The following is a 23,833-nucleotide window of genomic DNA, read 5'->3' as shown; positions in this document are numbered from 1 at the left end:
GGTCAGACCACCTTCTCGTACAGGGTGACCACGGCAGCTCCGCCCAGCCCGATGTTGTGCTGCAGCGCCACGCTGACGTCGTCCACCTGCCGTGCCCCCGCCTGACCGCGCAGCTGCCACACCAGTTCGGCGCACTGGGCAAGGCCCGTCGCCCCGAGGGGGTGCCCCTTGGACAACAGCCCGCCCGACGGGTTGGTCACCACGCGCCCTCCGTAGGTGTTGTCACCGTCGAGGATGAACTTCTCCGCGGTGCCCTCGGGGGTCAGGCCGAGGCCCTCGTAGGTGAGCAACTCATTGGCGGTGAAGCAGTCGTGCAACTCCACGACCCGGATGTCTTCCGGTGCGACACCGGAGGATTCGTAGACCCGGTCGGCCGCGGCCTTGGCCATGTCATAGCCCACGACCTTGATCATGTCAGCCCCGGCGAACGTCGAGGGGAAGTCCGTCGCCATCGCCTGGGCCTTGATGGCAACCTGCGGCGACAATCCGTGCTTGCGGGCGAACTCCGAGCTGACCAGCAGCGCGGCCGCGGCGCCGCAGGTCGGTGGGCAGCACTGCAGCCTCGTCAGCGGCCCGTAGATGTGCGGTGACGCCAGCACCTCCTCGACGGTGACCTCGTCCCGAAAAACCGCGTAGGGGTTGTTCTTTGCGTGCCGGCGGGCCTTGACGGAGATGCGCGCGAACGTCGAGGGATCGGTGCCGTACTTCTCGGCGTACTGGCGGCCCGCCCCGCCGAAGTACTGGGCGGCCATCGGAGCGGCCTCGTCCCACCCCTGTGCGGCGCGGGTGACGTCGTCGAAGCGGGTGAAAGGGCTGGGCCGGTCGGTCCACATGGAGCCCAGGGCGCCGCGTTGCATCTGCTCGAAGCCCAACGCCAGGACGCAGTCGGCCGCACCGTTCTCGATGGCCTGGCGCGCCAGCCACAGCGCCGTGGAACCGGTCGAGCAGTTGTTGTTGACGTTGACCACGGGGATGCCGGTCTGGCCCAGCCCATAGAGGGCTGCTTGTCCCGATGTCGAATCTCCATACACATAACCCACGTAGGCCTGCTGCACCGACGGGTACTCAACCGCGGCATCGACCAACGCCGCGCGGGCCGCGCTCTCGGCCATTACCTGGTATGACTCGGTGCGGCTGGGGGTGGTGAACGGGATCATTCCGACACCGGCCACCATGACACGATGGACCACAAGGCCTCCAAAACAAGACTAGGGAGTATTCACTTATGTGTAGCAGGCGAATGGAAGGGAAAGCAAGGGGGTATCGCCGACGGTGTGGCCGCCACGACCGTCGGCGACGTCGTTGACGTCGCCGGCAGTCCTCACCAATCCCGGCGTCAGGGGTTCGTGCTGCCGGCCCCGATGCGCGCCCCCGTCCACCTCGGCGGTGACAACGCCCCGGTGAGCACCGCCAAACAAATCCCCCGATCGCATCGGCGTGACGGACTCCCCGCTGCGCATCTTCGAAGCCACTCCCACTGTGCGGCAATAGCTTCGCGGCGATGCTGGGACGACGTTGCGCGTGGGTGAGATCCCGTGCCGTATGCGCTTTGGCCGAACTTATCAAGAATTCGGCCGCCCATGCGCTGGCCGCGGCGGCCGTCCGCGCCCAGACTTTGGACACCAAGACCGCATCAGTATCGCAAGGAGGCGACCGTGGCCTGCCGACTCCCGGGGCCGGTGCAGAGGACCCCCGATGCCGCGGCGCTGCCCGCGGTTGACACACGGCATGGGCGCCGAGGTGCCTGGCCACGCCTGGTTGGTTGTCATGCGGCGTCGCGACTTCGGTGCCATGCGGCCACGCGGCCAACGGCGCGATGACGCGAGTCGACGTCAGCCGGTTATGGTGTCGTCTCGAAGGCGACAAGATCGCGGTGTTCCGGTACGAACCGCTGGCACCGACGCGCGGGCCGACCCCGATCGTCGTCATGGGCCATGGCTTCGCCGGCACCCACGACGCGGGCTTGAATCGATTCGCGTCCGCGCTAGCCGACGCCGGAATCGGTGTGCTGGCGTTCGATTATCGCGGGTTCGGCGAGTCCGGTGGGGCGCCGCGGCAGGTTGTCAGCCCCGCTTGGCAGCGCGCCGATTACCAAGCGGTCGTGGCGATGGCGGGGTCCCTTCCCGGCACGCGACCCGTTGTGCTCTGGGGGTATTCGCTGTCGGGCGCCCACGTCATCCGCCTTTCCGCGTGCACCAGCGGTATCGCGGCAACGATCGCGATGGCGCCGTTCATCGATGCGGTCCGGGCGATGCCCGCATACTTACGGTTCTGGGGGGCCAGGGGCACAGCAGGTCTTGCTCTTGCAGCCGTGCGAGACGTGGCCGCTTCCGTGCGTGATCGGTCTCCCGTGCTGGTGCCGGCCGTCGGACCATCGGGTACCGCGGCGATGCTCGCCAGCCCGGATGCCGAGGCCGGCTATCGCCACCTCGCGGCAGAAGCGTCCTCGTGGCGGAACGAGGTCGCTGCGCGGTTCCTGTTCGCCGCCGTGACCGTTCGGGTGCGCCACCATGCGCGACGCGTCTCCACTCCATTGCTCGTGCAGGTAGCCGACCGCGATCTCAATGCGCCTCCTCATCTCGCCATTCAGGCCGCGCAACGCGGCGAACTGCGCCGGCATGCCGACGCGGCCCACTTCGACGTTGCGGGCCCGGCATTTGAGGCGCTGATCGCAGAGCAGGTGGATTTCATCCGGCGCTATCTCGGACCCTGATCGCTTCGGTGCCCGCGACCGCGGTGACGGGGAGCCGACCGGATGCTCGACGCCGGCCCGCGCGTATCTCGGCTCGGACTGCTCGGGTGTATTGGAAGTGGTCGATCTCGATCGTGTTGCGCGGCGATTTGACGAATCGTTTGGCCCGCCACTGCCGATCGGCGGCAATTTCCTGGCGCATCTTCTTCGGGTCCGGCAAGGCGTAGCGGCCCGTGAGGTACTCGGCGATCCATCTGGATTGGAGCTCGGCCAGCGGTTGGATGCTGCCGAGCGGTTGGCACAGCCCGACGAAGAACACTCGGGGATGATCGGGGTCGAACACCTGCTTGAACAACCCGATCTCGTTGTTGGGCGCGCTGATGTAGTTGGGATCGAAGAACGGAAACTCGATCTTGTATCCCGTGCAGTAGATGATCAGATCCACCTTCTCGATCGTCTCGTCGACAAACCTGACCGAATCGCCGCGAAGTTCAGCCAGATTCGGTTTGGCCTGCACGCGTCCGCGCCTCAAGGCAGTGAAGAGCTGATCCGACCCGCTCGGATGCGTTTGACCGACCCGGCATATCGGCTTAGGTAAGCCGAAGTCCTCCGGCCGGCCTTCCATCAGCCGGGAGGCCGCGTCCAGCAACCGCTGTCCGAGGCCGAAGGAGAACAACCGGAAAACCCATACGGGTGCCGGGCGGCCGAAGAAATACTTCGGCACGATCGGGACTCCGGTGCGCGCGGACAGATACGTGCGCTCGGCGAGCAGACTCACCTCGCTGGCGATGTCCATCGCGCTGTTGCCCATCCCGACCACGACGACGCGCTTGCCGTCGGCTATCGCAGCGGTCCGGTAGCTGTGGGAATGCATCTGCGTGCCGCCGAACGTGCCGGGAAAAGCCGGCTCCGGCCAGCGTGGCGACCAGTGATGTCCGTTGGCGACGAGCACACAGTCATAGCGGCGCCGGGATCCGTCGGACAACGTCACTTCCATCGAATCGTCGGCAAGTTGCTCGACGTGCTCGACGGTGGTGTTGAACGTGATGTGGGGCAGCAGGCCGAAGTGTTCGGCGTAATCGTGGAAGTACTCGGCGAAGTCCCAGTGCGACGGATAGCCCGGGTAGCGGCGTGGCAACGGGTACTCGGAATACTGCATCAAACCTTTGGGCGCGTTCGAGTTCAGCCCGCGATAGGCGCCCGAGAGTCCGTTCGGATTGTCGTAGACCCACAACCCACCGACGCAGCTCGACTTCTCGAAGCAGTCGAAGGGGATTCCGGCGTCCAGCAACGCCTTGACGGCGGGAAGTCCGGACGAGCCGGCACCGATGATGCATACCTGCGGGAGTTGGTCGGACAACCTTCGCCTCCTTGCGACGCCGACGCGGTCTTCGTCTTCAAAGTTTGGGTGCCGGACGCCGGGCGCAACAGGGCACAACCGGCCGATTCCCTGATAAATTCGGCCAGATGGCGGGTATCGGCACGGCACGGGTGTCGTGGGACTTCCCGCGCTCGGCAGCCGGTAGCCGCGGCCTGGTCGCATCGGGAAGCACGCACGGTGTGCCGATCGAGACGATGCTGGCCGGCACAAGATTGACGCCGCCCGTGCTGGAAGACCTGGACGCCCTGGTGCAGGCCGACGAGGAGCTGGCGATTGCCCGCAATCTCGTCGCGGCCGTTGGTGACGTGGCCGGCCTCGGCATCGAAGTGGGCTGCCGCTACACGGTGGCCAGCATGGGGATTTACGGGTTTGCCATGTTGTCGAGTGCGACGCTGCGCGAAGCCATTACCACCGCACTGCAGTTCGTGACGCTGTCGTCGGCGTTTGTCCGGATGCGGCTGACCGAATCGGGGCAGGTCGCGGTGTTGACCGTGGACGACGCCGAGATCCCCTCGGACATCCGGACGTTTCTGACAGAGCGGGATCTGAGCGCCATTCTGCACATCCTGCTCGTCTCCTTCGGGGATGCGTTCACGACCGGGGCGGGCACGTGCGTGGAGTCCAACCTCGATGAAGCCAGGTGCAGGGTGCTGGCCGACGTGTTCCCCGGGCTGACGGTCGCCGCGGGCCAGCCGGTGACCAGGGTGGTGTTCCCTCGGCAGCAACTCGACCAACCGCTGCCCACGTCGGATCCGGTGACGGCACGGATGTGCGCGCAGCATTGCGAAGACCTGTTGCAGCGCAGGCAGCGACGCGGTGGTCTCGCTTCCGCCGTGCAGGCCCGCATGCTCCGCGATCCTCGGCGGATTCCTCCCATCCAGGAGGTCGCGCTGGGCCTCGGGTTGTCCGAGCGTTCCCTGCGACGCCGGCTTGCCGCGGACAACACGTCGTATCAGCAGTTGCTCGACGAGACCAGGGAAGCACTTGCAACCGAGTTGCTGGCGACAACCGACCTTTCGGTCGAGCAAATCGCCGGTCGCCTCGGCTACGCCGAGAGCGCCAGTTTCACCAGGGCATTCCAGCGTTGGCGCGGCGTGCCCCCGGGGCGCTACCGGCGTGTTCCGCAGCGGCCGTGAACCCGACTGCCTGCGCGACGCTCAAGTCGACCCCGCGGGCGTCTGGTCCTTGCGGCTCAACGACTTTCGGAATCCAGACCGCGCCAGGCAGGGCAGCTCGGCGTGACCACGGCTGAGCGATCACAGCCGTCCGTCGATCCGCAGGCCGGGATGCACCCAGTCGGGCGAGCGGCGCTCCTTGAACGCCCGGAAACCCTCCCTGGCCTCGGCGTCGGTGAGGCTGCTCGTCATGCCTATGCGGTCGTACAGGCCGAGGTAGCTGTCGATGCTGGACTTGATCACACCCCGGGCGCGCGGCGCGGTCCGGCAGCATTGCGCCAGAACGTCTTTCGCCACCTCCAGCAGGTCGTCATGCGGTACGACCCGGGCGACCAGGCCCCAGTCGAGGGCTTCGGCGGCGGTGAGCACCCGTCCGGTGAACATGAGGTCGCGGGTGCGCACCGGGCCGATCACCCGGGTGAGCATCTGGCTGTAGTAGGTGTCGGCGTAGCCGCGGAACAATTCGGGCACGCGGAACGTCGCCCGCTCGCTGACCACGGAAAGGTCGCTGCACAGGGCGATTTGAAAACCGCCGCCCTGGCACAGGCCGTTGACGGCCGAGACGATCGGCTTGCCGGAGGTCCGCACCGCGTCGAACGGGGTGACATCCATGCCGAGCGCGGCGCCGAAGGTGATCCAGTTGTCGGCGCCTCCCCCGCCGCCCATGTCACCGCCGGGCGCGAAGACGTCCCCGGTCCCGGTGATCAGGAGCCCGGCCAGGTCGGGGTCCTCATTGAGACGGCCGACCGCGTAACGGATTCCGAAGTACATCGCGGGCGTCAGCGCGTTGCGCGCCTCCGGGCGGTCGATCGTGCAGACCGCGATCGGCCCGTGGCGCTCGAACGTCAGGTACGGGGTGCCGAGAAAGTCGCCCCCGGGAGGACGGGGACCGCCGTTCGATGTCGCCACGGAGCTCCTCTCGCGTCGGTGCGATGCGCACCCAAGGTCGCTACTGTAGCTGTTTCGGTAAAGGCGATCACAGATAGGGCAGCGTGACGATCGCCATCGTCTGGGACGCGTCGGTGACCAGCGCGGCAAGCTTGGCCTGCAGCGTTGCGGTGGCTTCGCCCAGCGGCTTGTCGCAGAAGCGGCAACGCGTTTTGAACTGAGGCTGGTCGTCCTCGTCCGGCCAGAAGCGCCGCGGACCCACGGCCACGCCCGGGTCGTACATCACGGACTGGTGCGGGGCCTCTTTGAGGATCCGGCCGACAGGGTGGGCCTGCGCGCATTCGAGTTTCAGCACCCCGATGCCCTCTTGGTTGCTCATCCGCGCCCACCGCCCCGCTTCGGCGTGCTGGTCAACCAGGCCCACGCGATGACCCCCTCCAGCACGAGCCCGACTCCGACGAACACCCACTGCACGGCAGACATGCATGAGATGACAGCAGGAGTCACCCACTTACCGCAACCCGCGTCAGGATTCCCCTGCTGGCGGCGCGGGTTCGATGGTGGTCAGTTCCGTCAGCCCGCTGATCGTGAAGACCCGGATGAGGCGGGGCCGGGCGATGAGGTGGATGTGCTCGGCATGCGCGAACAGGGCGTTGATGGCGGCGCTGTCCAGGTACTCCACACCACTGAGGTCCACGGTGAGCGGCCCGACGCCGCCGGCGGTCTCGGTGAGGGCCGTGCTGAGCGCCCGCGTGAACGTGTCGATGTTGCTCAGATCGATCTCTCCCGCGGCGGTCAGCACGAGTTCGCCGTCGGCGCGGCGCGCGGTGTCGAGAGTGAGCGATGTGGGCATCAGGCGATCCTCGCGGATAGGTGGACCGTGGTCCCGTCGGTGTGGGGGTGAATGTCGACGTCGTGCATGAGCGCCCGCATGAGGGTGATCCCCCGGCCGCGATGGGGGTTCATGGCGGGCTGCGGCGTCTTCCACGTGCCGGTGTCGGCGATGGTGAGCTCCACGTGGTCGACCAGCGCGGTCGCGCTCAGGGTGATGGTGCCCTCGGGTCTGTAGCGATGACCGTGCTCGATCGCGTTGGCGACGGCTTCCCCGGCGGCGATGAGAACGTCGTGGGTCAGGTCCGGGTCCACCCGCGCCTGGGTCAACCATTTGCGCAGGGCCGCCCGGGTGCGGGCAAGATGGCTGGCGTCGGCAGGGAAATTCATCTCCAGCGGCGCGGGATGGCGGTACAGCAACAGCGCGACGTCGTCCTGATAGCCGCCCCTGGGCGCGAGATCGAACATGATCTGGTTCGCCAGGTCCTCCAGCCGGGACCCGCGACCCTCCTGGACGAGGTCCGAGACGCGGACCATGCCCTCCTCCATCGGACTGCGGCGCCGCTCGACCAGACCGTCGGTGTAGAGCAGCAGCGTCGCGCGGGCCGGAATGGTCACGCGCGCTTCGGGGCGGGGCCAGGCGGGCCGGATGCCCAGCGGAATGGTGTGGCCGTCTTCCAGCGTCTGCGCCGTGCCGTCGGCGAGAACGAGGATGGGCGGCGGGTGCCCGGCGCTGGAGTAGACCAGTTCCCCCGTTTCGGGGTTGAGCACCGCGCAGACGGCGGTGGTGCACTGGGCACCGGGCAGCCGCGCGGCGAACCGGTCCAGCCCCGCGAGAGCGGCACACGGGCTGGCGTTGTCGAGCAGGAGCGCGCGGCAGGCGCTGCGCAGCTGACCCATCACGGTGGCCGCGGCAAGGCCATGGCCGACGCAGTCGCCGACGATCAGCGCGATGCGCCCGTCGTCCAGGTCCACGACGTCATACCAGTCGCCGCCCACCTGCAGCGGCCGGCTGGCGGCCTGGTAGCGCACCGCGAATCCGGGCGGGAGGTCCGCGGGGCCCAGCATCGCGTGCTGCAGCGCCAGCGCGGTCTCGCGCTGCTGGTCGACCTGGTGCACCCGGTGCAGGCCCTGCCCGAGACGGCCCGCCAGAACGGTCAGCAGCGTCTGGTCCTCGAGGGTGAACAGCCGCTCTTCGGCGAGATCGATCCAGACGACGAGCACGCCGTCGGGATGCTGCAGCGCGATGCCCGCCGTCCCGGACGTCGTGATGTGGGGCGTGAGAAGGTCGCCGTCGCGCAGCGAGGTGAGCATCTCCCTCGTCCGGGAGGGCAGCTCGTCCCACCGGGTCGGCTCGCCCACCGATACCAGTTCCGGTGCGCCGTTGCTACTTTCGGCGGAGGCGCCGCGGTTGTGGAAGGTGACCGCCAGGACCCGGCGAGCCCGCCACAATCGGCGCAGTTCCTCCGTCGCGGTCCGCAGCGCGTCGTCAACCGTATCGGCTTGCGCGAGTTGCTGATTGAGCGCATGTTCGCGGCCGGCCGCGAGGGCCAGTGCAATGGCTGCGTGCCGGGCGAAGTCGCTGACCAGCTCCAGGTAGTCGTCGCCGAACGGGGGCTGCTGCCGGTTGCGCGCGACCGCGATGACGCCGAGCACCGCTTCGTCGGCGATCAGCGGCATGACGATCGCGGAACGCTCACCGACGTCGGTGAACCCCTCGATCGGGTACTGGAACGAGTCGGTGATGAGCGGTGTGCCACGACGCGCGACGCCACCCGTGGTGGAGGCGTCCATCGGGACTTGCCGACCGATCACCTCCAGCGAGTACCGGCCCGCGGTGGCGGCGACCACGAGGGTGTCGACGTCGGCGGCGGGCAGGTCCGGCTCGCTCGGAACCAGCAGGATCGCCTGCTCTGCGCCGGCCAACTCCAGCGCTCGGTTCACGATCAGCTGCAGCGGCCCCATCTGCGGGTCGCCGGACAGCAGCGCCGTCGTGATCTCGCGGCTGGCCTTGGTCCATTTCGCCGATTCGCGCTCTCGCTCGAAGAGTCGCGCGTTGTCGATGGCGACCGCCGCCGCCGAGGCCAGCGCCCGCACGGCGCTCTCCTGGGAGGAGGAGAACACGACGCCGGGGCGGTCGTCGGCAAGGTAAAGGGTGCCGAAATCGGCGGCCCGGACGGTGATGGGCATACCCAGCAGTGCCCGGACCGACGGCTCGTCGCCCTGCAGCCCGGTGGCCCGCGGGTCGGCGCTCAGGTCGTCGACGCGCACACCCTGGCCCACCGGCAAGTCGGCGAATCGCCGCGCCGTGTCCTCATCGATGCCCGCATGAATGAAAGAGACCATGGCGCCGTCGGGGCCGCGGATGCCGAGGGCGCCGAAGTGGGCGCCGGTCAGCTCGATCGCCGCGCCGACGATGCGATGCAGCGTCACGTCCAAGTCCAGGTCGGCGCCGATTTCGACAATGACCTTGACGAGTTGTTCCATCTGGTCGCGAGCGGCTCGAAGGTCGTCGAGCTGCTCATGGACCCGGTCCACGAGCTGGCGCCGGCCCATCCCGCCGGTGAACCCGGATTCGTTCCGCTCGCTGTCCATAAGTGCAAACCTAACCAGTTATCTGGGCGACTGTTGCGGTTGGTGCCAGTGCGGGGTGCCGCCCCCGGGGAACCGGGCGTCGTAGGTGCACCCCGCCGGGATGGGTTGAAGCATCCGCCCATGAACGGCGGCCGGCAATATCGGTCAACAGCACCGTCGAGCATCGCGAGTGGGGCCCGGGAGTCGTTATCGGCGGCACTGCCGACACCGTCACGGTGCTTTTCGAGAAATACGGCTACCGGACGCTGTCGATGGAGGTGATCCGAGAAGCCGGTGTCCTGCGGCAGACGCGGTGAGAACGTCAGCGATGCCTGGCAACGCTGTCGTCCAATCGCACCATGTAGCGGCCGTGTACGTCGCTGGACCCCTCGAACTTGCCGAATTCGACGATGAACCCCGGACACCGCCGACCCGGACAGGGCCATTGTCCGACCCATCTTTCGGTCCGTGCCTAGCTGTGCATACCGAAGATGCCGCGGGCGACCACTCCTACGTCGGCAACCCGCCAATCAGAAAATCTCGACGCTTCACAGGGCGGGGGTCGAACGGGACCTCGAGTACCAGCTGGCCATGGCTGACGAGTCGCCGTTGCCAGTCGTCTGTTTCGGTGACGGCCATGCGGGCGGACTTCTCGTCGATGGCCTCGACGGGTAGCCGACGGATGCGGTGATCGTCGAACGCCTCCGGCTGCGGTCGTGCCGGCGCCGCAGTGCGGCCATCGACTTGATTCGGCAGCGGTCCCGGTAGGACCGTCGGTCCCGGTGCTCCACTGGACATTAGCGAGCAATTCACTGGATGTGGTGTGCTACGAGACAGAACAACATCGCCGAATGCGCGGTCTGTAAGTCAAGCCGATGTGGCTAAGACGACCAGCACTTTCACGATGTCGTCCTCGACGTGGGCTGCGCGCAGCGCGATCTGCGGAAGTTCCTCCAGGCTGATGCGGTTGGAGATGAGCCGGTCGACCTCGATGCGGCGTGCAACGAGCAGATCAATCGCTTCTCGGAAGGACACCAGGCCAGGCTCGGCCTGTGAGCCGATGGCTCCGACGAAGCGTAGATTCTTGGCCACCAGGCCCAGGACCGAGACCTCCAGCTGGCCGGGTTCGTCGTCGGGAAGTCCATAGATCCCGATCGTGCCGTGCGGCGCGGTGCGCTGCCAGCACTCAGCGCGTACACCGCGCATGCCGGAGGCGTCCACGCTTAGCTCGACCTGGGCGGTGGTGGCGTCAGCATGGACGGCACCAAAGGATGCCGCCAGCTGACGGCGGTGCTCGTTGGGCTCGGCGACGTAGATCTGCTCGCAACCGCGCTCGCGGAGCAACTGGATGAACAGCAGGCCGGCAGGACCGGCGCCGGCGACGAAGGCCCGCCGAGGCGGCTGAGGCCACGGCCAAAAGTTGCGCAGGGCATAGATGACCGTGCCGAGTTGCTGGGCGAAGACGCCAAGCTCCGACGGCAGGCCCTCGGGAACCGGCACGACGTTGCTCTCCAAAGCGAGTTGGTAAGGCGCGAAGACCCTGCCATCGGTGGGGAAGGGCACGTGGAGAACCCGATCGCCGGGGGCGAATCGACCGGAGTCACAGCGCTCGACCACACCGACCGACTCATGGCCGAAGACGTCGGTGTCGTTGCCGTACGAGCGCGCCCCGCGGAAGCGGTGCAGGTCGGTGCCGCACAACGCGGAGACGACAGTTCGCAGCAACAACTGGCCGGGTTTGGGAGTGGGCACGGCCAGCTGCCGCACCGCCAACTCGCCATTGGCTTCGACATAGATCGCCGGCATCGATGCGGCGGAATCCACGGTCGAGTCGAACGGGGAGGTCCTTGAGGTTGTAGCGCGCGGAGGGCTTGCTTCCTCTGTCACATTCGACTTTCTCGTAAATTCATATTGTCGCGCCCAATTCTATATGGTCCAGTTACGTTGAGCACCAGGACATAAAGCCGTCGTTGTCGGCGTCCCTAGCCTCGATCTTTCGTGGTGCGTAGTTGACGGCGGGCGTGTAATGCACGGAAGTGCCTGTCCAGCAGGGGAAAATGGGCTTGTCGAAGGTCCAGTTTCCGGATAGCTGAAAGGCACTCCGTAGGTGAAGCGTAACGGTTGCGGTGGAGTTGGTGTCGAATCCGGCGGCGAGTCGTTGATTTCGTCGGCTGGCGCGGCGCTGTTGTTGAGGTCCGCTTTGGTCGGCGGCCTGTCCAAGGGGCTCTCGGACGGGTTGAGTCCGTGGCGACCGGTGCGATCGGTGCATGATCCGGGCAAGGTGGTGCTGGATCTAGCGATCACGATCGCTCTTGGTGGTGACTGCGTTGCTGATGCCGCGGTGCTGCGCGCCCAGCCGGAGTTGTTCGGCCCGGTGGCCTCCGAGCCCACTATCAGCCGGCCGATCGATGCCCTCGGCGATGACCCGAGCGCGGTGATTGCGGCGATCCGCGGGGCTCGTGCGGCCGCGCGGGCCGTCGTGTGGAGCCACCAGTCGCCGACTCCTGCTGCAGGTCAGGTGGTGGTTGATCTGGATGCCACGCTGATCGGCGCGCATTCCGAAAAAGAAGGCGCAACTCCGAACTTCAAGCGCGGCTTTGGGTTTCATCCGATTGGCGTTCGTCGATCACGGCCAAGGCGGAACCGGAGAGCCGTTGGCGGCGATGCTACGACCGGGCACGGCGAAAAGGCCTGGGGCGAGTGTCATGACGATGTGCCGCAACCCCGAAGACCAAGGGGCGGAGAGCGGTTCGGTGTGAGCGAGATGAAGTATCTCGATCTGCACGGCGACTGTGTCGCCTAACGGGACGCGGGAGTCGGCGAGGCGCTGTTGCTGATTGATGGAATGGCTGGAAGTTCGGCCACCTGGCGCGCGGTATTCCCCGAGTTGTCGAAGATGTATCGGGTGGTGGCGCCGGACCTGTTGGGGCACGGTGAATCGGCCAAGCCGCGTGGTGACTACTCGTTGGGTGCGTTCGCGGCGGGCTGCGCGACCTGCTCGATGAACTCAGCATCACCCTGGCGACAGTGGTTGGCCAATCACTCGGCGGCGGTGTCGCGGTGCAGTTTGTCTATCAGCATCGCGATTATTGCGAGCGGCTGGTGCTGATCAGCAGTGATTTGGGCTGAGCGGGACCACATCATTCCGGTCGCCCACGGTTACGCCGCTCACGACGCCGTGCCCGGCAGCCGCCTTGAGGTACTCCCCCGGTGTCGGGCACTTCCCGCAAGTCGAGGCCCCACCCGCAGTGGTGGAGATCATTGATGACTTCATCGCGGCCACAGCGTCAAACGCCGATCTGACGAATCAAAAACCTTGTTAGAAGCCCCGCCGACGTCTCATCTCTTCCCTTCTTGGGTGTGCCTCAAGAAGCTCTGAAGCACGCCTGGCCGGGAGATTGAGACATGGTCGATGTCGCCGCATAAGGGGGCCACGGCCATCTCGGCCCGACTATCCGCCCCGGCGGCCGGAGTCGACTTGGCCGGATCGGAGGCCACCTCGATAGTGGATGCCCCCTTGGCGCAATGGTCGCAGGGCTGTGTGGTTCGCCTTTATGTGCTGCCGCGCGTCGAGACGCGTAGGCTTAGTGTTTGCGGAGACATCGAGGCAGGATCAAATCCGGATTGGGAATCGCCCTCACCTACACGTCTGCCACACAGTCAGAAGCACGTGCGACTACGAACGGCGGGGTCAATTGCCCAGAACATGCCTCGCGTGACGTACTGTATCGGCGTAATGCTCGACAAGGGAATGATTTTCGCTTCCGACTCGCGTACGAATGCCGGCGTCGACAACTTCGCCAAGTTCTGCAAGATGACGGTATTCGAGCGTCGCGGCAACCGCGTTATCGTTCTGCTGAGTTCGGGAAACCTGGCCGGAACGCAGGCCGTCATCAGCGTATTGACGCAGCGCTGCGCTGACGGCGATGCGGCCAGCAATGTGTTGGGCGCCCGGACGATGTTCGACGTCGTGAGGCTAGTGTCCGACGCGACGCGCGATATCGAGAAACGCGATGCCGGCTACCTGGAAGAGAACAACATCCGTTTCGATGCCTCGTTCATCGTCGGTGGGCAGATCAGCGGCGAGCCGATACGGCTGTTCCGGACCTATGCCGAAGGCAATTTTATCGAAGCGGGGACCGACACGCCCTTTTTTCAGACCGGTGAGACCAAGTACGGAAAGCCGATCCTCGACCGCGTGATTACGCAGCACACGCCCCTTGCAGATGCCACGAAGTGTGTGCTGGTGTCCTTCGATTCGACCATGCGCAGCAACTTGTCAGTGGGCATGCCGATCGACCTGATCTGCTACGAACGGGACAGCCTCGAAGTGCAGTGGCGGCGGCGATTCGATGAGGGCGACCCCTATTTCACCGCGCTTAGCCACGAATGGGGCGAAGGTGTGCGGCATGTGTTTCGCCATTTACCCGAGCTGCAGTGGTGACGGATCATCACGACGATGGATACCTTCATCATCAGCTGCGAACACGGCGGCAACCGGATCCCCGCGCCCTATCGGCGGCTGTTTCGGGGACAAAAGGCGCTGCTGGATTCCCACCGCGGGTACGACCCCGGTTCGCTGGTCACGGCGAAGGCACTCTCCAGTGCCTTCACGGCGCCGCTGGTGGCTTCCACTGTCAGCCGTCTGCTTATCGATCTCAACCGCTCGATCGGCCACCCACAACTTTTTTCGGCGGCGACACGCGGCGCGCCGGCCGAGACCCGGGCGCAGATCGTCGACGAGCATTACCGACCCTATCGCGCGCAGGTCGAGCGTCTCGTCAGGCAAGCGGTGTCACGCGGGCATCGTGCGATCCACATTTCGTCGCACAGCTTTGCCGCTGAGCTGGACGGCAGGGTGCGCGGCGCCGATGTGGGCTTGCTGTACCACCCCGGGCGGCCCGGGGAGGCCGAGGTGTGCGCCCGCTGGAAGGAAGCGCTCGCGGCATCCGCTCCGGAATTTCGCGTACGCCGCAATTACCCCTATGCCGGCAAAGGAGACGGGTTGACCTCGCACTTGCGCCTGCGCTTCGCGCAGAGCGACTACGTCGGAATCGAACTGGAAGTCAACCAGGGCATCGTTTTCGCCGCGGGCCGACGTTGGACGACGTTGCGGCGCAAGCTGATCGATTCGTTACGCACGGCATGTGCCGGCCTGAGCGCGCCATGATTCACGCCCCGCGTCAATTAGCCCGAGTGAGAACCCATCCCACCACCCGCGCCGACAGCTGTCCGCGACCTCACCTGGCGAAAACCGGAGACTAATGATGCAGATTCACGTCGGCTTCGAAATGATCTACGACTGCCCGCAGCCCACCCCGATGATCTTCAACCTCAACGTCCACTTCACTCGGGTGTCCGATCTGGTCGGCCGCGACGACCTGGTGGTCGACCCGCCCGTCCCGATGGCAGCCTATCGTGACGGCTTTGGCAACTGGTGCACCCGCATTGTTGCCCCCAAGGGCCGCACGCGCGTCTCGGCTGATGCGCTCGTCAACGACACTGGACTCCCCGACGCCATTGTTCCTCACGCACAACAGCTTCCCGTGCCGGACCTACCCGAGGAGACCCTTGTCTTTCTGCTCGGGAGCCGGTATTGCGAAACCGATCGGCTGTCCGACATAGCGTGGAATCTCTTCGGGGACACGCCAACCGGATGGGGCCGCGTTCAGGCGATCTGCGACTACGTTCAGCAACATCTCACGTTCGGCTACGAACACGCGCGGATGACACGGACGGCGCTAGAAGCTTTTTACGACCGTACCGGCGTCTGCCGCGATTTCACGCATCTCGCCGTGGCCCTGTGTCGCTGCATGAACATCCCCGCGCGCTACTGCACCGGATATCTCGGCGACATCGGTGTGCCCCCAGTGGACGATCCGATGGACTTTTCTGCCTGGTTCGAGGTCTTTCTCGGCGGCCAATGGCATACCTTCGACGCCCGCCACAACACCCCGCGCATCGGCAGAGTGTTGATCGCGCGTGGCCGCGACGCCGCCGACGTCGCGCTCAGCAACACGTTCGGCCCCAACACCTTGACGAGCTTCAAGGTATGGACCGACGAGGTACCCACCGGTTAAGTCAAGCAGCCAAGCCGTCGATTGCGCGAGGTCTGTCAGGTCGCGGGCAACAGCCGGCGGCCGTACTGCCGCATGCAGCTCGAGAGGCTACCTGTTGTTCAGGTGCGGGCGGTGACGCCCGCATGACCGAACCGTGCGGCACGCCGATGAATGCGGTGGTGCCTGCCCCTCAGCCGCGAAGACTTCTCTGCGATCTGACAATAGGGGAAGAGCGGCCGATTCGTATTCCCGATTCCACAAGGCGGCGGCAATGCGGGCGACCGCGCCCGAACGTCCATTGACGCTGTCGCCGAACGCCTCTGGCAAACCGCCGATATGTGGAATGAGGAACCGCCCGAATCGTTTGGCTGGTCAGTCACCTAAGGCAAAGTGTTCGGCGAACGAACGCAACAAGAATGACCACAGCACCGCCTGTGCTGCTGCCGAACTCCTACGAGATTGGGCGTGTTGCGAGAGCAAAACTGACGGGCAACCGCGAAGGGCCGGTCGATTTCGGTGTCGTATCGCTGACCTACGAGCTATCGCACGGCTCCGCTTTCAGAGTCCCAGCGTTCTTGCGCGGCAGCTCTCTGTGTGAGCGATTCCCTATCTCGCAGGCTGATCATGAGTAGGCCATCGACGGTCGAGTCGTCGTCCGGTGCCGCCGCGGCCATCATGGCGGCATGTGCGCGGTCCGGCTCGGTATGGGGCGGGACTACCAGCAGAACGATCCGGTTGCCGTTGAGTCCGAGCACTTCGACAGTGTTTGGCGACTGGAGTCGGAATCCGTCGAGTCGTACCTCGTGGCCGCCGGTGGCGAGTTTGGTGGGTGCGTTCGCCCAGTCGCTGAGCTTGTACAGCACGCGGTCGATGGGCCCGAGCCGCACCGAGAGCACCGCGAGCAGATCGGGAAGCTCTGTGGTCAGATCGTCACTGTGCGGCCACCATGCCCCATCGACATACCCGGTGTGGGGCGCCTTGGGTTTTAGCCGCAACCGCGGCGTGTGTTCGGGCGGTGTCGGGTGTCGACCCACACCGCTTCGGTCCTGTTGTGGCGCCATGGTGACACTCCCCTCGTGGCCACGGTTCATGGCGGCCTCGGTTGTGCGTGCGCGTTTCTTACCGGTCATCGCGGATTCATCACTTTCGGTGATCGCAGACCCCAACCGCGGGCTGCGATTCTGCTGCTACCTCTCCAGTAAAGGCCGTCCACGACTAACATCCAACGGCGACAACGGACCGGCGTGCCCACGCACGCGGAAAACCTCGACTATCAGTAAGACCGGCATGCCTAGGGCCGCTGCGAAACGGGGAGATAGTGCGTGGTGGGACCAGGTGAGCTCGGATTTTTCTTAGTGCTGGGAGTCCGGAGTAAAGACTGACTCTGGGTCGCGTCCGGCACCGCGCGAACTGTTTGCTTTGGGCACGTCTGACAGCGTCATTCAATCGGGGTGATCCGCCGAGTTCCACCGCTGGCCAATACAGCCATTACCGGAAAAGCTTAACTAACCGTACAGCGCACAAACCGTGTTCATGCAGGTAAGAGAGGGTGGTCCCGGCTGGGATCGAACCAGCGACCTTCCGCGTGTGAAGCGGACGCTCTTCCACTGAGCCACGGGACCGGCGCCGAGAGGCGAACGAGGTCGAAGACTAGCACGAGATCCGCCTCCCCAAACGCGCCGCATGCGTCGCCGGGCGGACGCGGCGTCGCCTCGACGCCGAACTGACCAAGAGATTTGTGTGCGCCCGCTCGGGTGGACTATCGTCGTGCTTCGCACCGGGCGACGATCTCGCCCGTTGCGCGCGGATGTAGCGCAGTTGGTAGCGCATCACCTTGCCAAGGTGAGGGTCGCGGGTTCGAATCCCGTCATCCGCTCGAAGGTGCAAGTGGCATCAATCCCAGCGGTGGAGTGGCCGAGTGGTGAGGCAACGGCCTGCAAAGCCGTGCACACGGGTTCGATTCCCGTCTCCACCTCCAGCTTTTGACCCCGGCGCGATTAGCTCAGCGGGAGAGCGCTTCCCTGACACGGAAGAGGTCACTGGTTCAATCCCAGTATCGCGCACCAGCCTGCACGGCATTCCGAGGCGCTTTCGGTAGCGATCAGGCGCCCCGGGAGCTACCCGCCCGGCCCTACTCCTCCTCTTCGTCCTCGAACTCGTCGAGATCGAGGTTCAGGGGGTCGTCGCCGTTGGGGTCGACCACGTACTGACACCAGTAGTTGGGGCTGAAGAAGATCTTGTCCGAGTGTTCGGCGTCTTCCCCGGCCTCGACCATCAGGACGCCGTCGGTGACGCCATAGCTGAAGGCATTGGGATATTCGACGAAGCCGTCGACGGTCCGGATGTGCACGTCGTAAGTCACGAGCGGAGTCTCGCACGACGCCCGGTGCCGACGGGGTTACCGCGGGTTTCCGGCGCGCGTCGATCGGGTGAAGTGCTGACGCCGCCGCGGCCTAGTTCGACCGCTGTCTGAGCTGGTCGCGCGCGTTCTTCTCGACGAGCACCGGCACGAAGTCGCGGATCCGGCTCGCGGTGAACCGGGCGTGCTCGTGCCGGACCAGCTCGTCGACCACCTCCGCCGCAACCCGTGGAAACTGCCCGATCAGGCGTCGCTCGATGTCTTCCAGCAGCGTTTCTTCGCTTATCTGAATCATTCGACCCATGCCTAGACGGGTTCCCGGCCGGGCGGTTTCGCTAAACGGATGAGCGGCCTCGGCGCTAAGAACCGTTCCCCGGCCGCACCCACGTCACCGTGTTGCCGCGGCCGACATAGCTGAGTTCGAGTGCGGTGCCAGTGATTCTCAGCGGGACATAGACCAGGTCCGTCGGCGGCGCGGGCACGACCCAATGGAGCCACAGCACACATTCGTTGTCCTCGCCGGCGGGCATCGCGTCCTTCCCGGGAGTGGATGCCCACGGCTGGTAGCTCCAGGTGCCGGATTCGTTGGAACTCCCACCTCGGGATGCCAGCGTGCCGTCGGCACCCAGGGTGATGACGGTCGGACCACCCTGCTCGTTCCAGTCCCCCGTGAATTGCTGCGGGCCGATTTCGGCTTGCGCGCAACGGTTGTTGCCCGATGCGGGGGCGGTGGTCGTCGCGGTGACGCTTGGTGAGCCCACGGCGGTCGGAGGGTTACCGCCCTGGGCGCAACCGATCGCGACCGCCACGACGACGGGTGTAACCGATCTGGCGATCCGGGGTTTCGCATCCTTTGGGCGGCAATTGATTTCGCTCACGGTGCCGGCGGCGGATCGGGCGGGGGCGTCTCGGGTCCAGTGGGCGGGCCGCCCCGCGGGGGCGGCGTGGGATGCGAACAGTCTGGCAGGTAGGTCCACACCCCGCCGGTCCGCGTCCAGGTGATTCCGCATCCCAGCGGCACCGCGTTCGACATCTCCGCCGGGGCGATCAGCACCGCCAAGAGCGCGGCCCCCAAGATCGGACGAATGACGCGATTCGCCGCGGCCTTACGCGGCGAACCGCGGCCCTCTCGCCCTACCTTGTGTTCTCCCCGGAAATCGATCCACCAAGTCTGAGGTACGCCCCCCCGGTGCGCAACTCGACGGACCCCCGACTCGGGCGGCGCGACGGCGCATTTGCTGCGAGAATGAGCACGCAAGGCCGCCCGAGGGGGTTCTCGAGTGATGATCCACAATCCCTACTGGGACGCCGTCAAGCACTGCGTGGAGACCGAAAAGATCAGTGGTGATCCGGTGGTCGGCTATTTCAGCGTGGACCGCAGCGTTGAAGAGAACATGGCCCGGACGCCCAACCGGCAGCGGCTCGTCCGGAAATACTGCTGGACGATTCCCGACCCCGAAACCGTCACCTTCGTGGCCGAGCACGCGAACGGCGGCCTCGTGGACCCGATCGCGGGCACGGGCTACTGGGCCTACCTACTCGGCCAACTCGACGTCGATGTTGCCTGCTATGACCTGAACCCCGGGACGGCGCTGGTCACCAACGGCTGGCACGACGACGACCTCTACGCCTGGGTCCGGCCCAGGGACTGCGCCGAAGCCGTTGCGCTGCACCCGGACCGGACGCTGTTCCTGTCGTGGCCGCCGCACGGCCAGGACGTCGGCGCCCGCATCTTGGCCGCCTACCGGGGCGCGCGCGTGATCTACGTAGGCGACGGCCGCGGGGGCGCCACCGGTGACGACCGCATGCACCAGATCCTGGATACGGAGTGGTCGGAGGTCGATTCCCGGCAGCCGGTCCTCTGGTGGGGCCAACACGACCGCGTGACGGTGTACGAGCGCCGTGCGACGTGACGGCTACCGGCCCCAGGCCAGGCCTTCGAGCAGTTCGGCGGCCTTGGCGGCGCTGTCGGCCGCCGGCGTCATCCGTGCGGCGGCGTCGCTGGCACGCGCGGCGTAGTCCGCGGTGAGGATCGATTCGAGGTCCGCGGCAAGCGATTCCGCGGTGGTGGCCGTGAACTGGCGGCTGGCCCCGAGTCCGAGCTGTTCCAGGGCGGCGGCCCACATCGGCTGATCGAGCCACAGCCACAGGACCAGGGTCGGAATCCCGGCGCGCAGGCCCGCCGCCGTCGACCCGGCGCCGCCGTGGTGGACGACCGCGCGGCATGCCGGAAGCACGGCCGCGTGATTCACCGACCGCACCACCTTGACGTGGTCGAAACGCGGCACATCGCGAAAATCGTTGGGGCCGCTGCAAATCAGCGCACGCTCCCCCACCAGCGCGCAGGCCGTGCCGATCATGGCGACCATGTCCGCCGGCGCCGCGATCGGCGTGCTGCCCAGTCCGAAGCAGACCGGCGGCGCTCCGGCAGCGATCCATGACAGCGCCTCGTCGTCGTCGTCCGCCGGCAGCTGCAGCGTCAGCGCGCCCACGAAGGGCCGTCGGGCGGCCGCGCCGGCCCACGTCGCCGCGACGCCGGGCACGCAGAACTCGTCGTAGCCCTGGATCTCCACGAACGCGGCGGCACCATCGACCCCGTCCGGCAGCCCGAGCGCTCGGCGCTGCGCGTTCGCGGCCTGCTGCCGCAGGCCCGAGTACAGCGGCCCGAACGACAGAATCTGCGGCGGGAAGAAGTGCAGGCCCGCTACCGGAATACCCTGCCATTCGGCAACATTCGCAGCCAACTCTTGCTCGTTGATTCCCGCCAGCAACAGGTCGGCGCCATCCACGAGCGACGCCAGCGTCGCGCTTTTCGACGACCAGGTTTCGGTCAGGCTCGCCAGCACCTCGGGCAACGCGCCGATCGGATTGGGGACTGTGCCAATGAGGTTCGCGAACGTCTCCGTCTGACCCCGGGTGTCGGCCCCGTAGGCGACCGCGGGGAGCCCAGCGGACTCCACGAAGCCCAGCATGTTGGGCGGGGCCGTCATCCGCACGTCATGACCCCGGCGCGCCAACTCGCGCGCGACAGCGGCGCAGGGCTCGACGTCCCCGCGACTCCCGTAGGCGGCGACCACAATCTTCATCGACAACCAACTTATCCGGCGGGTTTGATTGCCGACGCGCGCACCGGGCATCCTTGACGCATGCACGTCATCAGCGGAGTCCGTGACCCGGCCGTCAGCTTTCCCCTCGACATCGCGATCGACGACGCGGGCGAGCGTCGCCAGGCCAACCGCGCCGTGGCCGTCAGCGCCGCCGGACTCGCCGTGACCGGGCTCGTCGAGCTGGCCATCGCTCTCGTATCCGGGTCGGTCGCCCTGCTCGGCGACGCGCTGCACAACCTGTCGGACGTCTCGACGAGCGCCCTGGTATTCGTCGGATTCCGGGCCTCCCGCAAGATCCCCACCGACCGGTACCCGTACGGCTACGAGCGGGCGGAGGATCTCGCCGGAATCGGCGTGGCCCTGGTGATCTGGGGCAGCGCGGCGGTCGCCGGCTTCGAGAGCGTGACCAAGCTGCTCCGTCACGGCGCTACGGGCCATGTGGGCTGGGGCATCGCGGCGGCCGCGGTGGGCATCGCCGGCAATCAGCTGGTCGCGCGCTACAAGCTGGCCGTCGGCCGGCGCATCCGCTCGGCCACCATGGTGGCCGACGCCAAGCACTCCTGGCTGGACGCCCTGTCCTCGGCCGGAGCGATGCTCGGCCTGATCGGCGTGGCCCTCGGGTGGGGCTGGGCCGACGCGGTCGCCGGGATCGTCGTCACCGGGTTCATCTGCCACGTCGGCTGGGAGGTCACCGCCGACATCGCCCACCGCCTCCTCGACGGCGTCGACCCGGAGGTAGTCACCGCGGCCGAAACGGTCGCCGCCACGGTCCAGGGTGTGCGCCACGCGCACGCCCGGGCGCGCTGGACCGGGCGGACCCTACGGGTCGAGGTGGAAGGCTTCCTCGATCCCGACACCTCGCTGGCGGACACCGATCGCATCGGTCGCGCCGTCGCCGCGGCGCTCGCGCCGAAGATCCCGGAGATGCAAAGCTTCACGTGGGCGGCGCGAGCCGCCTCTTAGGCGGGCAGCCCGCTCTTGATCGCCGCGTCCTGCTTGCGGGCGACGTCGAGCACGAAGTCCTGCGGCACGGGATCGCCCGGCGGGCTCTCGAATTCGAGGTCGGCGAACACCTTTCCCTCGACGAACATCACCATCGCTTTGGACACCGGGCCGTCGTGCTTGTTGGCGGTCCCGATGGCCATCGTGCCGTTGGTGCCCACGTCGATCGGTCCCGGCGATCCACCCTTCACGCCGATCTCGGGGTCGGTCATGGTTTGGGCCGCCATGTCGCGGGCCTGGCCGGCCGCGCCCGCGTCGGGGTAGACGTAGAGGGTGACGTCGATCTTGCGGGAGTTGGCCTGATTCATGAAGAGCCCGTCGACCCCCGCCGGGCTGGGCACCGGCACGCTCTGCACCAGCGTGAAGGTGTCGCCCGGCACGACGATGTCGGTGGCCTTGATCAACAGGTTGCTGTAATCCGACGGCTGGGCGGCGCCGCTGCTCGGAGCCGGTGACGCCGACGTGGACGACGCCGGCGCGGGCGACGCCGAGGATGTGGACGTCGATGACGACGGGCTTGCCGACTTGTTTCCGCCGCAACCGGTCAGGGCCATGGCGACGGCCAGAGTCGTCGCCATCAGACCCGCCGCGCGCGCCGATACCTTGGTCACCATTGACTCCTTCGGGCGCGGTGGGGTTTGCTGTATCCCGCGCAACATAGCGGAAACAGTGGCCCTGCCGGAAGGCCAATTGCTTAAATTTGTGGTTTGCTACGGCGAGCATCGGCGGGGCACCGCCGAAGGTAAATTAAACGCGTTGCGGCGCAAAGGATTCGACGACCTCGACGAGCTCGTCGGCCGCCTCCCAGTTCAGCAGGTGTCCGGCGTCGGGCACCGAGACGAGCCGCGCCCGGGGAATGCCCTCGGCGAGCCGGCGCGAATGGCTCGGCGGCGTCGTGCGATCCGCGGTGCCGACCATCACCACCGTCGGTGTCATGATCTCGCCCAGCCGCGGGTAGCGGTCCTCACGGGAGAACGCCCGCACGATCGGCAGCAGCGGCCCGTGCTGTTCCATGTGCCGGTTGAAGAACTCGACGAACACCGAGATCATCACCGGCGACGGACGCGCACCGCACTGCGCCGTACCGAACAGCGTCGCCACGGTCCGGTTGCGCATCAACCGCTGCATGATGCCGAGTTGCAGCAACGGGATCTGCAGCCGGTTCTGCGGCGCCTCGTCCAGGATGCGACCCGCCCACGTGGCGAACAAGACGAGGCCGCGCAGCCGCCCGGCCAAACCGGCGTGATCGAGAACCGCACGGATGGTGACGAACCCGCCCATCGAGTGCCCGACGAGCACTCCGTCGCGAACATCGAAATGCTCTGCGACGGCGGCCAAGTCGGCCGCCATCGGCTCCGATCCGACCCCGTCGGAGCCGACGGTGGAGCGCCCGTGACCGCGCTGGTCGAAGGCGATGACCCGAAAGCCGCGTTCCTGCAACTCGTCCCACACGAAGTTCCACTCCACGACGTTGGCGCTGTAGCCATGGACCAGGAGCACCGGCGGCCCCTCCCCCGCCACCAGCGCGTGCAGCTCGGTGCCGTCGGGCCGCGGGATGGTGACGCGCTCCCCGGTGGGCTCGACGATCAGCCGTTCGCGTGGAAAGGGATCGGGGTTCCGCCCGATGCGAGTGGTGATTTCCCGCGCCGCGGCCCACCCCGCCAGGCCGGTGGCCCCGAGCGCGGCTCCCGCCGCCAGCCCTGTTCTCATCCGCAGACCCTTTCGACGGACAGCGTCGCCCGTCGACACGTTACCGACCTCGGAG

The 23,833-nt window shown here is 66.7% G+C and carries 22 protein-coding genes, 4 tRNA genes and 2 pseudogenes; 12 read left to right on the top strand and 16 right to left on the bottom strand.

The genetic code is table 11. From position 1 onward, the window contains the following. Positions 1–2: 2 nt before the first annotated feature. Positions 3–1,175, bottom strand: coding sequence for a lipid-transfer protein (locus G6N56_RS28240; RefSeq protein WP_085257566.1), 1,173 nt, complete (start codon positions 1,173–1,175; stop codon positions 3–5). A 641-nt stretch (positions 1,176–1,816) separates the two neighbouring features. Between G6N56_RS28240 and G6N56_RS28235 the strand changes: the two genes are divergently transcribed. Further along, complete coding sequence (locus G6N56_RS28235; protein WP_085257568.1) at positions 1,817–2,713, top strand: alpha/beta hydrolase; 897 nt, start codon at positions 1,817–1,819, stop codon at positions 2,711–2,713. Here the strand turns inward: G6N56_RS28235 and G6N56_RS28230 are convergent. Continuing rightward, positions 2,688–4,052: a flavin-containing monooxygenase gene (locus G6N56_RS28230; protein ID WP_158090755.1), complete on the bottom strand. Its 1,365-nt coding sequence runs from the start codon at positions 4,050–4,052 to the stop codon at positions 2,688–2,690. The genes G6N56_RS28235 and G6N56_RS28230 overlap by 26 nt on opposite strands. A 107-nt stretch (positions 4,053–4,159) precedes the next feature. On the opposite strand from G6N56_RS28230, the gene G6N56_RS28225 reads away from it, so the two are divergent. After that, entirely contained in the window at positions 4,160–5,209 is a 1,050-nt protein-coding gene (locus G6N56_RS28225; protein WP_142280768.1) for an AraC family transcriptional regulator, read from the top strand. A 120-nt stretch (positions 5,210–5,329) separates the two neighbouring features. On the opposite strand, the gene G6N56_RS28220 is transcribed toward G6N56_RS28225, so the two are convergent. From G6N56_RS28220 to G6N56_RS28195, 5 genes are all read right to left on the bottom strand, one after another. Continuing rightward, a complete protein-coding gene (locus tag G6N56_RS28220; RefSeq protein ID WP_085257570.1) occupies positions 5,330–6,157 on the bottom strand; it encodes an enoyl-CoA hydratase/isomerase family protein in 828 nt (275 codons plus the stop codon). Positions 6,158–6,224: 67 nt separating this feature from the next. Then, complete coding sequence (locus G6N56_RS28215) at positions 6,225–6,515, bottom strand: hypothetical protein (RefSeq protein WP_085257707.1); 291 nt, start codon at positions 6,513–6,515, stop codon at positions 6,225–6,227. 147 nt (positions 6,516–6,662) lie between these two features. Then, positions 6,663–6,989, bottom strand: coding sequence for an STAS domain-containing protein (locus G6N56_RS28210; RefSeq protein WP_085257571.1), 327 nt, complete (start codon positions 6,987–6,989; stop codon positions 6,663–6,665). Then, positions 6,989–9,562, bottom strand: coding sequence for a SpoIIE family protein phosphatase (locus G6N56_RS28205; RefSeq protein WP_085257572.1), 2,574 nt, complete (start codon positions 9,560–9,562; stop codon positions 6,989–6,991). The genes G6N56_RS28210 and G6N56_RS28205 overlap by 1 nt, the downstream gene beginning before the upstream one ends. A gap of 846 nt (positions 9,563–10,408) precedes the next feature. Then, complete coding sequence (locus tag G6N56_RS28195; protein WP_232069171.1) at positions 10,409–11,347, bottom strand: zinc-dependent alcohol dehydrogenase; 939 nt, start codon at positions 11,345–11,347, stop codon at positions 10,409–10,411. A gap of 301 nt (positions 11,348–11,648) precedes the next feature. Here G6N56_RS28195 and G6N56_RS28190 point away from each other — a divergent pair. The 5 genes and pseudogenes from G6N56_RS28190 to G6N56_RS28170 all read left to right on the top strand — a co-directional run. Then, positions 11,649–12,225, top strand: a pseudogene (locus G6N56_RS28190) (transposase); the annotation flags it as partial. Positions 12,226–12,296: 71 nt separating this feature from the next. Next, positions 12,297–12,658 (top strand): annotated as a pseudogene (locus G6N56_RS29955) (alpha/beta fold hydrolase); the annotation flags it as partial. A 619-nt stretch (positions 12,659–13,277) separates the two neighbouring features. Continuing rightward, positions 13,278–13,985 carry a proteasome-type protease gene (locus tag G6N56_RS28180; protein ID WP_085257575.1) on the top strand — a complete coding sequence of 236 codons (708 nt, stop codon included), beginning with the start codon at positions 13,278–13,280 and terminating at the stop codon, positions 13,983–13,985. 15 nt (positions 13,986–14,000) lie between these two features. Then, the gene (locus G6N56_RS28175; RefSeq protein WP_085257576.1) at positions 14,001–14,711 is read left to right on the top strand and encodes an N-formylglutamate amidohydrolase; all 711 of its coding nucleotides are present in this window, start codon (positions 14,001–14,003) and stop codon (positions 14,709–14,711) included. 97 nt (positions 14,712–14,808) lie between these two features. Further along, entirely contained in the window at positions 14,809–15,621 is an 813-nt protein-coding gene (locus G6N56_RS28170; protein WP_085257708.1) for a transglutaminase-like domain-containing protein, read from the top strand. Positions 15,622–16,139: 518 nt separating this feature from the next. On the opposite strand, the gene G6N56_RS28165 is transcribed toward G6N56_RS28170, so the two are convergent. Both G6N56_RS28165 and G6N56_RS28160 read right to left on the bottom strand, forming a co-directional pair. Then, positions 16,140–16,661 (bottom strand): DUF5994 family protein, encoded by a 522-nt coding sequence (locus G6N56_RS28165; protein ID WP_085257709.1) that lies wholly within the window; start codon positions 16,659–16,661, stop codon positions 16,140–16,142. A 489-nt stretch (positions 16,662–17,150) separates the two neighbouring features. Further along, a tRNA-Val gene (locus tag G6N56_RS28160) sits at positions 17,151–17,222 on the bottom strand. Between the two features lie 181 nt (positions 17,223–17,403). Between G6N56_RS28160 and G6N56_RS28155 the strand changes: the two genes are divergently transcribed. The 3 genes from G6N56_RS28155 (at position 17,404) to G6N56_RS28145 (ending at position 17,666) form a co-directional block, all read left to right on the top strand. Beyond that, positions 17,404–17,476, top strand: a tRNA-Gly gene (locus G6N56_RS28155). A gap of 28 nt (positions 17,477–17,504) precedes the next feature. Continuing rightward, a tRNA-Cys gene (locus G6N56_RS28150) sits at positions 17,505–17,578 on the top strand. Between the two features lie 13 nt (positions 17,579–17,591). Next, positions 17,592–17,666 (top strand) — tRNA-Val (locus G6N56_RS28145). A gap of 65 nt (positions 17,667–17,731) precedes the next feature. Here G6N56_RS28145 and G6N56_RS28140 read toward each other — a convergent pair. The 4 genes from G6N56_RS28140 to G6N56_RS28125 all read right to left on the bottom strand — a co-directional run bounded on the left by G6N56_RS28140 (position 17,732) and on the right by G6N56_RS28125 (position 19,034). Beyond that, positions 17,732–17,962, bottom strand: coding sequence for a hypothetical protein (locus tag G6N56_RS28140; protein ID WP_085257577.1), 231 nt, complete (start codon positions 17,960–17,962; stop codon positions 17,732–17,734). A 91-nt stretch (positions 17,963–18,053) separates the two neighbouring features. After that, a complete protein-coding gene (locus G6N56_RS28135) occupies positions 18,054–18,254 on the bottom strand; it encodes a three-helix bundle dimerization domain-containing protein (RefSeq protein ID WP_085257578.1) in 201 nt (66 codons plus the stop codon). A 64-nt stretch (positions 18,255–18,318) separates the two neighbouring features. Continuing rightward, positions 18,319–18,768 (bottom strand): hypothetical protein, encoded by a 450-nt coding sequence (locus G6N56_RS28130; RefSeq protein ID WP_085257579.1) that lies wholly within the window; start codon positions 18,766–18,768, stop codon positions 18,319–18,321. 65 nt (positions 18,769–18,833) lie between these two features. Then, the gene (locus tag G6N56_RS28125; RefSeq protein WP_163645184.1) at positions 18,834–19,034 is read right to left on the bottom strand and encodes a hypothetical protein; all 201 of its coding nucleotides are present in this window, start codon (positions 19,032–19,034) and stop codon (positions 18,834–18,836) included. A 208-nt stretch (positions 19,035–19,242) separates the two neighbouring features. Between G6N56_RS28125 and G6N56_RS28120 the strand changes: the two genes are divergently transcribed. After that, positions 19,243–19,872: a hypothetical protein gene (locus G6N56_RS28120; protein ID WP_085257580.1), complete on the top strand. Its 630-nt coding sequence runs from the start codon at positions 19,243–19,245 to the stop codon at positions 19,870–19,872. Between the two features lie 3 nt (positions 19,873–19,875). Here G6N56_RS28120 and G6N56_RS28115 read toward each other — a convergent pair whose 3' ends face one another. Continuing rightward, positions 19,876–21,045 carry a glycosyltransferase gene (locus G6N56_RS28115; protein WP_085257581.1) on the bottom strand — a complete coding sequence of 390 codons (1,170 nt, stop codon included), beginning with the start codon at positions 21,043–21,045 and terminating at the stop codon, positions 19,876–19,878. Positions 21,046–21,105: 60 nt separating this feature from the next. Here G6N56_RS28115 and G6N56_RS28110 point away from each other — a divergent pair, with 60 nt between their 5' ends. Beyond that, a complete protein-coding gene (locus tag G6N56_RS28110) occupies positions 21,106–22,029 on the top strand; it encodes a cation diffusion facilitator family transporter (RefSeq protein WP_085257582.1) in 924 nt (307 codons plus the stop codon). Here G6N56_RS28110 and G6N56_RS28105 read toward each other — a convergent pair. Together G6N56_RS28105 and G6N56_RS28100 are read right to left on the bottom strand one after the other, a co-directional pair. Beyond that, positions 22,026–22,679 carry a hypothetical protein gene (locus G6N56_RS28105; protein ID WP_142280769.1) on the bottom strand — a complete coding sequence of 218 codons (654 nt, stop codon included), beginning with the start codon at positions 22,677–22,679 and terminating at the stop codon, positions 22,026–22,028. The two genes, G6N56_RS28110 and G6N56_RS28105, sit on opposite strands and share 4 nt — an antisense overlap. 136 nt (positions 22,680–22,815) lie before the next feature. Next, positions 22,816–23,778, bottom strand: coding sequence for an alpha/beta fold hydrolase (locus G6N56_RS28100; RefSeq protein WP_085257584.1), 963 nt, complete (start codon positions 23,776–23,778; stop codon positions 22,816–22,818). Positions 23,779–23,833: the final 55 nt, after the last annotated feature.

It is taken from the genome of Mycobacterium saskatchewanense (assembly GCF_010729105.1).
Lineage (GTDB): Bacteria > Actinomycetota > Actinomycetes > Mycobacteriales > Mycobacteriaceae > Mycobacterium > Mycobacterium saskatchewanense.
Note: the sequence above shows the minus strand (reverse complement) of the source record. Positions and strands in the feature narration are given on the sequence as shown.